Genomic DNA, 12,174 nt, shown 5'->3' with positions numbered 1-12,174 from the left:
GCCCTTTAGCCGCGACTCCTCTGCGGAATCAGTCCTCCGAATCAGGCCCCGGCGCGAGCATCTCCCGGGCTTGAAAGGCACGCTGGTGCGCGCCGGCTTTGTCGAATCGCTCGGCCGCTTCGACCAGGCTTTCCTTCGCCGCCTGCTTGCTTCCGGTATCGGCTTGGGCGCGCGCCATCAGAAGGAATATTTCGCCGGCGATCTGCGAAGGCAGTTGATCGGCGCTGCCACTGATTTCCTCCAGCAGCTCGAGTGCCGCCTTGGCGTCTCCGGCCAGGTAGTTCCAATGCGCCCGGTTGAGGCGAAGCAGGAGGATTTCCTCTTCGCTGCCGCCGACCACATCCGTGGCAAGTTCGGCACGCTCAATGCACCGGAGCGTGGCAGCATCTGCCACTTCCGCCGCCAGCCTCATCGCCGCCGACGCCTTGTTGAACTTGGCCCAGACATCAAGGTTCCGGGAAGGGGAAAAGGTCTCCGCGGCGAGCTCATGATATTGGAGGCCCTCGGCGATCTTGTCGCAGAGGAACGCCACATTGCCGATGACCCAGTACGCCTTGCCGGCCAACTGGTCATCCATTTCATCGGAGATTCTTTCGGAGAGGGACAAGCACTCTTCCCAAGCCTCCTCAAGTTTTCCGGATTCGCCAAACGCCGCGATCAGGGCCTGCCGTGCATGGACGTCGATTTCCATGTCGGCGTCGTCATCGACCAAGCCGACGGCCGACATCGCAGCCGCCGTCGCCAGCTCCAAAAGTCCTTCACTCCGTAGGGAGTTGGCCATCAAAATGAGCGCGCGGGCCCTGTGCTGGGGTGATGCCGCAGCCAACGATGCCTCGGAAAGGGACCTCGCCAGGGCCGTGCACTCAGCGAAATCACCGGCGTCGAGAAGGTTCTCGGCTTGAAGGAAGGTCATGTTCCACCACCCCGCGGAATCACCCTCGTCACGGGCAATATCGGCGGCCGAACGCGCGCCGTCGGCAGCCTTGGTGAACTCATGGCTGGCCCGATGCTCCCTCGCCTCAAGCTCCACGGCGGCGTATGACGGCGCAACCTTCTTTTCTCGCATAGCTCCATTATGTCCCTGAGACACTTCGTCGATATCCGGGCGGGCGATTAGCACGATTTTGGGAGATGGGACGAAGCATTGATGACACGGCGTGTCGTTACTCTTATAATGAGCGTGCTTCACTTCGTTCACTCCAGTCGCATCAGTCACAAACCATCAGGAGCTTTCGCATGAAAAGAACTCTCGCCGCCCTCCTCGCGGCAGCCGCAATCTTGCTCGCCGGAATTACCGGCTCGGCAGCAGTGTCCGCCAGCAGCCAGAGCCCCTCGCAGGATTCGTCCATAGCCATTGGCTGGTGGCCCAACGCCGCCACCCAGGGTGCGGCCCAGGCAATTGGCTGGTGGCCCAACGCCGCCACCCAAGGTGCGGCCCAGGCAATTGGCTGGTGGCCCAACGCCGCCACCCAAGGTTCGCCCCAGGCAATTGGCTGGTGGCCCAACTCCACCACCCAAGGTTCGCCCCAGGCAATTGGCTGGTGGCCCAACTCCACCCCGTCCAACTAGCTTCAACTGAAAGGCACCGAACCTAGGGTCCGGTGCCTTTCTGCTGCCCGGAATCCGTCACCGGGAGGAGGTACGCTCACGCGCCTCGCAACAGTTCCGCGAACTTATCCGCTGCCATGGGCCGGCCAAAGTAATACCCCTGGCCACTGGCGCAGCCCAGTCGGGCAAGCTCAGCCGCCTGCTCCGCCGTTTCGATGCCCTCAGCAACAGCCTGCATTCCGCACGCGTGAATGAGCTGGAGCACGGCCGCCACAAAGTTCCGTTCCTTTTCGTCCTTGCCCAGGCCTTGGATGAGGGACCGGTCGATCTTGACCACGTTGACCGGAAGACTGCGCAGGTAGCTGATGGACGAATAGCCGGTGCCGAAGTCGTCGATTTCCAATCGGATACCCAGACGCCGGAGGCCGGTCAGGGAGTATCTGTCGATGTCGCTGCCGTTCACCGCCATTGACTCCGTCAGCTCGATGACCAGCTTGGATGCCTCCACTCCGGTTTCGGCGAGCACTTCGCGGACATGCTCAATCAATTCCAGGCTTTGCAGTTCGGTTGTGGAAATATTGACCCGCATACTGAAGTCTTCGGCTACCCCCGGGCCATCCAGCCACTCGCGCAGTTGCTGCATCGCCCGCCGGAGAACCCAATAGCCGAGATCGATGATGATTCCGGTTTCCTCGGCCAACGGGATGAATGCATCCGGCATCAACAGTCCCCTGTCGGGGTGGTTCCACCGCACCAGCGCTTCAGCGCCTTCAATCCGGCCCGAAGCCAACTCGACAACCGGCTGGAAGTGGAGGACCAGCTGATCCGTCCGGATGGCTTCACGGAGTTCCGAGATCATGAGTCCTTGCAGTCGGCGCGCGTACAACAAAGCCGGCTCGAAAACCCTGACGCTGCTCCCCTGCTCGGCCTTTGCCGCATACATCGCCGTATCGGCTTCCATCACGAGGTCGTCCACGGACTGTCCTGGCTCGGCGACCCGGAGTCCGATGCTGGTTCCACAGATAATCCGGACTTCGCCAATGTCGATGCTCTCACCGACGGCCCGGAGGATCCGTTTGGCAACCCCCCGCGCATGCGCGGCATTGGATTTGGGCAGCATGACGGCAAATTCGTCCCCGCCGAGCCTGGCCACCATGTCCGTCTCGCGGACCGCTGAGATCAGGCGTCGGGCAGTGATCTTCAAGACGGTGTCCCCTGCGCCGTGCCCCAAGGTGTCGTTGATCCCCTTGAATGAGTTCAAATCCAAAACGAGCAACGCAGGAGGGAGCTCGCCCCGCTCGGATTCGACGAGTTCATGGTTCAGCGCCCTTTCCAGGGCCGTGCGGTTGGCCAACTGAGTCAGCGGATCAGTGAGCGCCATCCTTTCGAGTTCGATCTGAGCCTCGCGCAGCATGGCAGTCCGGCTTTCGACCCGTTCTTCGAGCTCCTGGTAGATGGCTTGAAGATCGTCCGCCATGAGGTTGATCCCGGTAATGACTGCAGCCACTTCGTCCCGTGGGCCGGAGACGGGGATCCTCGTACTAAGGTCGCCGTCCGCAATCCGGACTACCCCTTCAACAAGGGCAAGGAGTCGCGGGTCCTGTGGCTCATGATTCACGGTGGTGCTCTCTCAACCAGTCACGCGCTTCCGCCTCGGATGTGAAGAACCGTCCCGGAATGGAGCCCGGCTTCGCGCGCAGGAGAAAGTGTGCGATCACCCGGTCCACAGGACTCTCCCCTAGGAGGGCACAGGCTGAAACGACCACGGAATTCGAGTAGGTCAGGCGCGCATCGTCGGTGACGGACAAGACTCCGGTCACCCTGAGCAGAAGCGGAAGCCTTCGTCCATCCGCAAACGCACGGACCGCCGCCGCGGCCGCCCGGGCCTCCGGCGCGCGGACTATGCTGTTCGGCGGCAGGGTGACTTCGACGATCCCGTCCTCCGCCAAGTCAACAATGATCCGGTCGGTAGGGGCCGTGGCCGTGACCTCTTCGGACAATCCTTCCAAGGCATCATCGGGAAGCCGGGACTCCCTGGCGGGCAGTGTCTGGGCGCTCATCGCTGCGTCGCCTGCCGCCGTCGGACGATCGGACCGTAAGAGTCCCGAAGGGCGCAACCCGAGAGCCCGGAAGCTGCCCTTACGGGGAGTATTTCGCCTGCGTGTCCCGGACGACGCAGAACAAGCTGATGGGTCATGGGTCCTATGTTCTGCCGTGTCGGTCGATCTGATCTGCGCCTAGACTGCGTGGAACCCTCAGCCCGGCGCCATTCCGGTGGGTGCACTCATGATAATGCAAAGACCACCCACCCGCTGACATGAGGCTACCCGCGAAAACTCACCGTTTTGCAAGCCGCGCCGCCGTCCGCCGTACTTGCCGGACCCTTTGCGCCACTACCAGCCCCGCCGCGGAAAATCCGATCGTGACCGGATAGGCCATCAAGCGTTCCAGGGTTCCAGGCTCGGGGACATCCATCCGTGTCAGGCCGCCGATCACGAGGGCGCCCAGTGTCAACGTTCCGCACGCCACGATGAACCAGCTCACAGGGGTATGCGGCAGCCAAAGCAGTCCGAGGAGCAATAGAGCAAATGCTCCACCGATGAAGAACATGAGGGCGCCCACAAGGTGGAAGGGAGATCCGAGGTCTTCCGGCACGAAACCAACAACCACTGTCCCCAGCCCGGAGATACCCGTCAGGATGCGGACCACGACGGCGGAGTTCCACGCTTTGCGGTAGGCAGCACCCTGCAGGATGCGCACGCCGGGACGGGCAGCTACGCAGAGGAGCGCCGAACTGAGCAGCAGCGCCCCGAAAAGCATGCCGAGGCCCTGCACCACAAACGAGGCATTCATGAGCAGATGCAGGGGCGAACAGACGTCGCGGTGCTCGTAGATCCCGCACCTGAGCGCGCCCAGATCGCTGATGAAGCCTGTCCGGCGATCGTAGGGCTCGGGACCGCGCCAGGCTTCGATCACCGCCGATTCGGCCACGAAATACTGCACCACGCTCAACTGGGCCCAGCCCCCGATGTTCGACCGGATCGTGCCCAGGTCCGGGAGGTGGTCGCCGAAGGCGGCCGGCGCCGTCGTCTGCTCTCTCATGCGGGCCAGCCTAGCGGCAGTGCACCGACGTGCCGGCCGCCTCTGTCGCCACCGTGCCTGTGTTGCTGCGTCGGTGTTCGAGGGCTGCCCCGGCAGCTTGTATGCTTGTATGCGTGCCCGGCGAGCGGCTCCCAGGAGCCTCCAGCACGCGCACAGGCCCTCGTAGCTCAGTGGATAGAGCACGGCTCTCCTAAAGCCGGTGTCGTTGGTTCGATTCCAATCGAGGGCACTTGAATGACCAGCTGCGCGAATCGTCTCCGACGCAAGACCTGCGGGCCTACCTGCTGGGCAGCTGGACCGTGGAACGATCCTTGTGGGACCGGGCGGGCGGCACCCGTGGTACGTTCACCGGCGTCGTGCGCTATTCAGGAACGCCCGACGGCGGGCTCCTCCTTCGCGAGGACGGCACCATGACCTGGCCCACCCACACGGGTCCGGCCTTCCGCGAATACCTCCTGCGCCCCTCTGACTCTCCCGCCGCCCTGGATGTCTTCTTCCCGGACGGGAAACCGTTCCACCGCATGAGCTTCCGCGACCACGCCAACGAGGACAGCCACTGGTGCGATCCCGATGACTACAAAGTCAATTACCTCTGGGGCGGGCCGGATGCTTTCAGCTACGCCTGGGACGTCCACGGACCAGCCAAGGATTTGCTGCTCGAATCCCGGCTCAGGAGAGCAATGACCCACAACCATCCAGCCAAGGACCTGATAGTCGTCAGCGCGGTCTGCGTGTACGACGACGCCGGACGGCTTCTGACGGTGCGCAAGCGCGGCACCGACAAGTTCATGCACCCCGGCGGCAAGCCTGAACCAGGTGAAACCGCGGCGGAGACGGCATCCCGCGAGCTGGCCGAGGAAGTCGGAATCGACGTCGACCCGGCCGATCTGGAGCCCTTGGGGAGCTGGCTCGCCGTCGCCGCCAACGAGGCCGCCACGGACATCGAAGCCACTGTCTTCACCGCACCGGGCACGTGGGAGGCCCATCCTTCAGCCGAAATCGCAGAGATCCGCTGGTTGGATCTCTCAGCTGAACTTCCGGACGATTTGGCTCCACTCCTGACGGACCATGTCCTCCCCCTGCTCGCAAAAAAGTAAGGCCTCCGCGCACCGGGACAATGCTGCGGGTGACACTGCCTGAACTTCCCTGTTTCCCCATGAAAATCCGGCGGGAACTGGCTATAGTGATCGCACAGTTTGTTTTAACTTGATACAGGCTGCATTGTCAGATCCAGCTGGGGGATCGCATGCAATCTCTTGAACAACGCCGACGCGCCCGGGGAGACGTCGGCGGGGAATCCGGCGCGGAAGTCCGCGAGGAACCGACGCAGTTCCGTGACACTCCTGTGGAGGTCAAGGCCTACTCGACGGCGGGAATCGCCGGCTGGGCGGCGCAACTGGGTTCTCCTGCGCCCGAGGCTCCGCGTTCCCGCAGAATGGCCAGGACCGGCGGGATAGCTGCGATCGCAGCATTGTTTCTCTACCTGACGTGGCGGATCGCATTTACCATGCCGCTTGGCGGCGGGGATCTTGTCATCGCGTGGACACTGGTGACGTTTGAGGCCCTTCCGATGATAGGGCTGGTCCTGAAGTCCATCACACTGTGGAACATCGACTGTTATGCGCCCGAGCCGGTTGCCGAAGCTCCCAATGGCATGAAGGTCGCGGTACTGATCCCGACGTACAACGAACCGGTAGAGGTCCTTGCCCCCACCATCGCCGCGGCTTGCGCGCTTCAACCGAGCCACGAAACGTGGGTGCTCGATGACGGTAGCCGCCCGTGGGTTGCGGAGATGTGCGCATCCTTCGGTGCAAGGGTCGTGACCCGCGTCGAGCATGACCATGCCAAGGCGGGCAACATGAACCACGCATTGGAACTGATGGCCGCGGAGGAAGCGGCCGGCAAGGACGCAATAGACATCATTGCCGTGCTGGACTGCGACCACGTACCGCTGCCGACGTTCCTGACAGCCACCCTGGGCTGGTTCGCCGACGAAAAGATTGCCCTCATCCAGGGCCCGCAAGCGTTCTACAACTCCGGAGCCTTCGACGACGACGGCATCTCAGGCGAACAGGGCTTGTTCTTCAACGTCCTGATGCCTTCGCGCAACGTTCCCGGCGCGGGGCCGTTCTGGTGCGGCTCAACCTCGCTGCTCCGCATGAATGCGCTTCGCGAGGTAGGCGGAGTGGCCACCGAGACGATCACCGAGGACATGCACACGACCCTCAAGCTCATCCGGCGAGGATGGAAGACCGTCTACCACCACCAGACCCTGGCTGTGGGCCTGGCCCCGGCGACCGCGGATCAGTACCTGCTGCAGCGCCGACGCTGGGGCATGGGCGCGATGCAGATCCTGACGTACGAGCGCCTCTGGGCTGCCAAGAGCTGGATGACCTGGCGAAACTTCCACGAGTACATCAACGGGACTTTATGGTGGCTGGAGGGCATTGCCACTTTGATTGCCTTCATCATTCCGATGGCCGTCATGGTCTCCGGTGCCCAGACCTCCACCGCCGGGCCGGTGGAATTCACCCTGGCCTTCGCAGCCATGTTCTGGGTCCGTTTGTGGGGGGCGAAGAGACTCATGCGCCACCAGATCCACTGGCCGACGGCGTTCGCCCTGCGGATTTTCCGGGTTCCTGTGGGGATGGCTTGCCTTTGGTGGCTCGTTTCCCGTAAGTCCTTGGAGTTCCAGGTCACCCCGAAAGGCGCTGCGGAACTTCGACTCCGCGGACGGGCCCCGCGGATACTCATTGTGCTGATCGTGATTGTGTCCGCGATTATTCTCTATGCGACCGCCGGAGTCTTCGGCTGGGTGCCGTGGCGGACAAGTCCGGGCTCCACGATTGCCGCCGGAGTCTGGTTGGTGCTGGCCGGGGTTGTCTTGGTGCTGGGAACACTCCGGATCAGGGCCGCCGAATTCGCCACATCACGCAGGAGCGCCCACAGGGTGATAGTCAAGGTTCCGGTGACGATCGAGGGCGTCGCAGGAGAACTGCTTGACGTCTCCATGGGAGGCGCCGCAGTTCAAGTGCAGGCCGACGCGCTGCCCGAGGCCGGTCGAGTTCACCTCGCGCTGCCTGGGGCTGCACCGATTGCTCTGGACATCGTTCGGGTCTGGTCCACGTCGAGGGAAGGCCGCACGGCGTCTCTACGGGTTCGGGACGGCGACTGGAGCGCGTATCGAGGCCTCGCACTCTGGCTTTTCCATACTCCCGATGATGTCCTGCCCGGTTTTCCCCCTGGCGTCCCTGCCGTCGCAACCCGGGAGTCGGCATGAGCGGCCACAGCCTGCACAGGCCCACCCTGGCTTGGACAGTTGTCGTCACCGCTGCGGCGGTGGCCGTCCTGGCGATAGTCCTCGCGGCAAACCAAGGGACGTCCGCGGCGCAGTCAGCCGGGGACGTCGCCATCCTGGCAGCCGCGCTGCTCGCCACAGTCAGTTGTGCCCGGGCAGCACGGCGCAAAGACGAAAGCTCCCGTGCGTGGCGGGTCATGGCTATTGCCACGCTGATCTGGACCATCGGCCAAGCAATCTGGACCTTCTTTGGGTTGACGCTCGACCATGACTATCCCTACCCCTCCGTGGCCGACGCCGCTTTTGTCGGCTATTCGATCCCGGCCGCGATTGCCCTCTACTTGTTCCCGCGGCCCCGGGTTTCCCGGGTTGCTTTCGTGCGCGCACTCCTGGATTCGGCAGTGATCGCCTCCGCCGTGCTGTTCATCAGTTGGGCCACCGTGCTTGGTTCCATGTACAAGGCCGAAGGGCAGGAAACCCTCGTCCACCTCACCGGCCTGGCCTATCCCGTTGCCGATATCGTGATGGTTTCCATTGTCCTCATGCTCACCATGCGGAGGGCACCCGGGGAGCGCCTTAGGTGGGTCTGCCTGGGTGGCGGGCTCCTCGTCCTGGCGATCACTGACAGTACCTATGTGAAGCTCACCTCCGACAACATCACTGGGCTCACCGGAACACCCCTGGCGGCCGGCTGGATCGTGGCTTTCCTGCTGATCGCCCTCGCCCCGCTGGTCCCCTATGCCCCGCGTCCCCGGACGGAGCGGCGCCTCTACACCCTGGCGTTGGAGCTCCTCCCCTACGTCCCCGTCTTCGGTGCCGTCATGGTGGCGCCCATACGCGTCGGGCGTCCCAGCGACCCCTTCCTCCAGAGCGTGGGACTTACGGTGTTGGCCCTCGCAGTCACGCGCCAGATCCTCATGATCCTGGAGAACATCAACCTCACGCGGGATCTCGAATCCAAAGTTGCCGAGCGCACGGCGGAACTCGAAGGCTTGGGCGCCATCGTCAACTCCTCGGCGGATGCCATCGTGGGCAAGACCCTTGACGGTGTCATCACCAGCTGGAACCCCGGAGCCGAACGGATCTACGGATACAGCGCCGCGCAGGCAATCGGCAGGCATGTTTCCTTCATCATTCCGGACGAACTTGAGGACGAGGAAAAAGAACTCTTGGCAGCCATCAGGGCCGGCGGGGAAACCCACAGCTACGAAACAGAACGGGTCCGCATCGACGGTTCCATCGTTCCGGTCTCGCTGACAATGTCCCCGATCCGCGGAACCGGCGGCATCCGCGGAGTCGCCACGATCGCCCAGGACATCACGGAACGCAGGATCGCCCAGGCCGAGTTGGTCACCGCCAGGGAAGCCGCCGAGGAAGCCAGCCGCTTGAAGTCGGAGTTCCTTGCGACCATGAGCCATGAGATCCGGACACCGATGAACGGAGTGATCGGGCTGACCGGTTTGTTGCTGGACACCCCCTTGGAGGAAACCCAGCGCCAATATGCCGAGGGCGTCAAGGGGGCGGGCGAAGCCCTGCTGACCCTGATCAATGACATTCTTGACTTTTCGAAACTCGAAGCCGGCAAGGTCGATCTGGACCCCGCGCCCTTCAATCCCCGCACGCTGGTGGAGGAACTCGCAGCCCTTCTTGCCGAGGCCGCACAGGCCAAAGGCCTCGAGCTGATCGCGTACTGCCGGCCGGAAGTTCCGGCGATGCTCGTGGGCGACGCCGGCCGCATCCGGCAGATCCTGCTCAATCTGGCCTCAAACGCCGTGAAGTTCACTCCCTCAGGGGAAGTCGTCATCAGCGTGAAGCTTGTGGAACAAGAATCCGCAGACGTGCGGGTACGCTTCGAAGTCCGTGATACCGGGATCGGGATCGAGGCGGCAGACCATCTCAGGCTCTTCGAATCGTTCTCGCAGGCCGACGCCTCAACCACCCGGCGGTACGGCGGGACCGGCCTTGGACTGGCGATCTCGCGGAGGCTTACCGAGGTGATGGGCGGCGAGATCGGGGTGGACAGTTCCTTGGGCAACGGCAGCACTTTCTGGGCCACCCTCCCCTTGGCAGTGAGCGGGTCTCCCGCAACTCCGCCGTCGATCTCGCCCGACCAGCTCACGGGACTCCGTGTCCTGGTAGTGGATGACAACTCGACCAACCGGCTGGTACTCCAGGCACAATTGGCGGGCTGGCGGATGAATCCTGAGGCCGTCGGCGACGCCCAACAGGGCTTGGACCGTTGCCGCGAAGAGGCCGCCGCCGGACGTCCCTTCGACATTGCGGTGCTGGACATGTGCATGCCCGACATGAACGGCTTGGAACTCGCCCACAAGCTGAGCACGGACGTCGCGCTCGCATCGACGCGGATCATCATGCTGACGTCAACCATGAATGTGGACAAAGCCGAACTCGTGGCCGCCGGGGTCCAGGAATGGCTGACCAAGCCGGTGCGCAGCTCCGAATTCTACGACCGGCTCATGCGTCTTGTAGCGGCCCGCCCGCTCGCGGCTTCCGTGGTTTCTCCAGCAATCCCGGTAACCATCAGCCAGCCTTCGCGCGGCCTGATCCTGGTGGTCGAGGACAACGAGGTCAACCAGCTCGTGGCCCGCAGCATGGTGGCGAAGCTCGGATACGAGGCCGACGTCGTAGCTGACGGCAGCGAAGCAGTCGCCGCTACCGCGGCCACAGAGTATGCCGCGGTCCTGATGGACTGCCACATGCCCGTCATGGACGGCTTCGAGGCCACCAAGGCCATCCGTGCCCGGAACGATGGCCGCAGGAGGCTCCCCGTCATTGCCATGACCGCAGGCGCCCTCGATGAGGACCGCGAGCGTTGCCTTGCGGCCGGCATGGACGACTACCTGACCAAACCCGTGGACGTGGACAAATTGGACCAGGTCCTTTCGCGATGGATACCCGGAACACCGAAGGAAAGTGCCGGACCCGCGCTCGACCCCGCGAGGCTGGACACGTTGCGTGACCTCGGCCCGGCCGACGGACTGGGGTTGCTGCCTGCCGCGGCCCAAGCCTTCAGACAGGACATCCAACCGAGCCTGCAGGCACTCCGCCGGGCTCTGGACAACGGGGGCGGGGACGCTTTCAGGCAGGTGGCACACAAATTGAAAGGCGCCGCGGCCAACATCGGCGCCGCCCGCGCGGCCCGGATGTGCGAAGAACTGGAACGCAGCTCATCACGCGGCAAGCCTGTCGATCCGGCGCTCCTGGCGGCCCTTGAAGCCGAACTTGACCTCGTCGACAAAGCGTTGGACCAGGCCCTGTCGGTGGCCTCGTGAAGGTCTTGGTGGCGGATGACGACTTCGGTTCGCGTCTCGTGGCGAAGGCGGCAGTGGAGCAGTCCGGCCACGAATGCATCGTGGCCGCGGACGGCAGCTCCGCCTGGGAGATGTACAGGCAGCACCGGCCGCAAGTGGTGGTGACTGACCTGATGATGCCCGGGCTCAACGGGTTGGAGCTCTGCCGCGCCATCCGCTCCGCGGAAGAGGACTCCTACACGTACCTTGTCCTTGTCACCTCGAAGGATTCACGTGAGGATGTCGTCGCGGGCATGCAGGCCGGTGCTGATGACTACGTGGCCAAGCCCCTTGACCCGTTCGCCTTGCATACCCGGCTGTTGGTGGCGCAAAGGGTGACTTCGCTGCACACGGATCTTGCACGCTACCGTGCCGCGCTCGCGGAGCAAGCGCGCACCGATCCGCTGACGAAGCTCCATAACCGGCTGAAGCTCTCGGAGGACCTGGAACAGCTGCACCACACAAGCGCCCGCTACGGAACGGACTACAGCCTGGCGATCTGCGACGTGGACAATTTCAAGAGATACAACGATCTTTACGGCCACCAAGCCGGTGACCTCGCCTTGCAGTCGGTTGCGGCCTCGCTTGCCAGCGAAGGGCGCGAAAGCGACGGAATCTACCGCTTCGGCGGGGAGGAGTTCCTCTTCCTGCTGCCGGGCCAGACGGTATCCGGCGCAGAAACAAGGCTGGCGCGCGCTCTCGAGGCCGTGCGGGACCTGGGCATTGCGCATTCAGGCAACCCCTCGGGCACCCTGACCTTGAGCGCCGGCCTCTCGGCCTTTGTCCCCGACCACAGGGTCAGTAGCGAACGGCTCCTCAAAGAAGCCGACACGGCGCTGTACACCGCCAAGTCCGCAGGCCGGAACCGTGTCGAAGTTGCGCCGGAAGTTCGCCAACACACCCGGAGCTGACACC

The 12,174-nt window shown here is 63.7% G+C and carries 9 protein-coding genes, 1 tRNA gene and 1 pseudogene; 7 read left to right on the top strand and 4 right to left on the bottom strand.

The window, feature by feature from the left end; genetic code table 11:
- Positions 1-28: 28 nt before the first annotated feature.
- Positions 29-1,066: a hypothetical protein gene (locus tag LFT47_RS04620; RefSeq protein ID WP_236815726.1), complete on the bottom strand. Its 1,038-nt coding sequence runs from the start codon at positions 1,064-1,066 to the stop codon at positions 29-31.
- A 170-nt stretch (positions 1,067-1,236) separates the two neighbouring features.
- On the opposite strand from LFT47_RS04620, the gene LFT47_RS04615 reads away from it, so the two are divergent.
- Positions 1,237-1,569 carry a hypothetical protein gene (locus LFT47_RS04615; protein ID WP_236815723.1) on the top strand — a complete coding sequence of 111 codons (333 nt, stop codon included), beginning with the start codon at positions 1,237-1,239 and terminating at the stop codon, positions 1,567-1,569.
- A 76-nt stretch (positions 1,570-1,645) separates the two neighbouring features.
- Here LFT47_RS04615 and LFT47_RS04610 read toward each other — a convergent pair whose 3' ends face one another.
- The 3 genes from LFT47_RS04610 to LFT47_RS04600 all read right to left on the bottom strand — a co-directional run bounded on the left by LFT47_RS04610 (position 1,646) and on the right by LFT47_RS04600 (position 4,650).
- Positions 1,646-3,166 (bottom strand): putative bifunctional diguanylate cyclase/phosphodiesterase, encoded by a 1,521-nt coding sequence (locus LFT47_RS04610; protein WP_236815721.1) that lies wholly within the window; start codon positions 3,164-3,166, stop codon positions 1,646-1,648.
- Positions 3,156-3,608 carry a DUF7793 family protein gene (locus tag LFT47_RS04605; protein ID WP_236815720.1) on the bottom strand — a complete coding sequence of 151 codons (453 nt, stop codon included), beginning with the start codon at positions 3,606-3,608 and terminating at the stop codon, positions 3,156-3,158. Before LFT47_RS04605 ends, LFT47_RS04610 begins: the two co-directional genes overlap by 11 nt.
- Positions 3,609-3,885: 277 nt before the next feature.
- On the bottom strand, positions 3,886-4,650 hold the full coding sequence (locus LFT47_RS04600) for a DUF998 domain-containing protein (RefSeq protein WP_236815719.1): 765 nt from the start codon (positions 4,648-4,650) through the stop codon (positions 3,886-3,888).
- Positions 4,651-4,806: 156 nt separating this feature from the next.
- On the opposite strand from LFT47_RS04600, the gene LFT47_RS04595 reads away from it, so the two are divergent.
- The 6 genes and pseudogenes from LFT47_RS04595 (at position 4,807) to LFT47_RS04570 (ending at position 12,170) form a co-directional block, all read left to right on the top strand.
- A tRNA-Arg gene (locus tag LFT47_RS04595) sits at positions 4,807-4,879 on the top strand.
- A 13-nt stretch (positions 4,880-4,892) separates the two neighbouring features.
- Positions 4,893-5,345, top strand: a pseudogene (locus tag LFT47_RS04590) (DUF6314 family protein); the annotation flags it as partial.
- On the top strand, positions 5,331-5,747 hold the full coding sequence (locus LFT47_RS04585; protein WP_236818346.1) for an NUDIX hydrolase: 417 nt from the start codon (positions 5,331-5,333) through the stop codon (positions 5,745-5,747). The pseudogene LFT47_RS04590 and the gene LFT47_RS04585, both read left to right, overlap by 15 nt.
- Positions 5,748-5,896: 149 nt before the next feature.
- Positions 5,897-7,930: a glycosyltransferase family 2 protein gene (locus LFT47_RS04580; RefSeq protein WP_236815715.1), complete on the top strand. Its 2,034-nt coding sequence runs from the start codon at positions 5,897-5,899 to the stop codon at positions 7,928-7,930.
- Complete coding sequence (locus LFT47_RS04575) at positions 7,927-11,241, top strand: PAS domain-containing hybrid sensor histidine kinase/response regulator (protein ID WP_236815713.1); 3,315 nt, start codon at positions 7,927-7,929, stop codon at positions 11,239-11,241. The genes LFT47_RS04580 and LFT47_RS04575 overlap by 4 nt, the downstream gene beginning before the upstream one ends.
- The gene (locus LFT47_RS04570; RefSeq protein ID WP_236815712.1) at positions 11,238-12,170 is read left to right on the top strand and encodes a GGDEF domain-containing response regulator; all 933 of its coding nucleotides are present in this window, start codon (positions 11,238-11,240) and stop codon (positions 12,168-12,170) included. The genes LFT47_RS04575 and LFT47_RS04570 overlap by 4 nt, the downstream gene beginning before the upstream one ends.
- Positions 12,171-12,174: the final 4 nt, after the last annotated feature.

It is taken from the genome of Arthrobacter sp. FW306-2-2C-D06B (assembly GCF_021789175.1).
Lineage (GTDB): Bacteria > Actinomycetota > Actinomycetes > Actinomycetales > Micrococcaceae > Arthrobacter.
The sequence above is the reverse complement of the archived record's forward strand: the minus strand, read 5'-3'. Positions and strand labels throughout refer to the sequence as shown.

What these genes read in the sequence shown, in the direction of transcription:
- LFT47_RS04620 (WP_236815726.1), bottom strand. Translation starts at nt 1,066, where the DNA reads ATGCGAGAAAAGAAGGTTGCGCCGTCATACGCCGCCGTGGAGCTTGAG.
- LFT47_RS04615 (WP_236815723.1), top strand. Translation starts at nt 1,237, where the DNA reads ATGAAAAGAACTCTCGCCGCCCTCCTCGCGGCAGCCGCAATCTTGCTC.
- LFT47_RS04605 (WP_236815720.1), bottom strand. Translation starts at nt 3,608, where the DNA reads ATGAGCGCCCAGACACTGCCCGCCAGGGAGTCCCGGCTTCCCGATGAT.
- LFT47_RS04600 (WP_236815719.1), bottom strand. Translation starts at nt 4,650, where the DNA reads ATGAGAGAGCAGACGACGGCGCCGGCCGCCTTCGGCGACCACCTCCCG.
- LFT47_RS04585 (WP_236818346.1), top strand. Translation starts at nt 5,331, where the DNA reads ATGACCCACAACCATCCAGCCAAGGACCTGATAGTCGTCAGCGCGGTC.
- LFT47_RS04580 (WP_236815715.1), top strand. Translation starts at nt 5,897, where the DNA reads ATGCAATCTCTTGAACAACGCCGACGCGCCCGGGGAGACGTCGGCGGG.
- LFT47_RS04575 (WP_236815713.1), top strand. Translation starts at nt 7,927, where the DNA reads ATGAGCGGCCACAGCCTGCACAGGCCCACCCTGGCTTGGACAGTTGTC.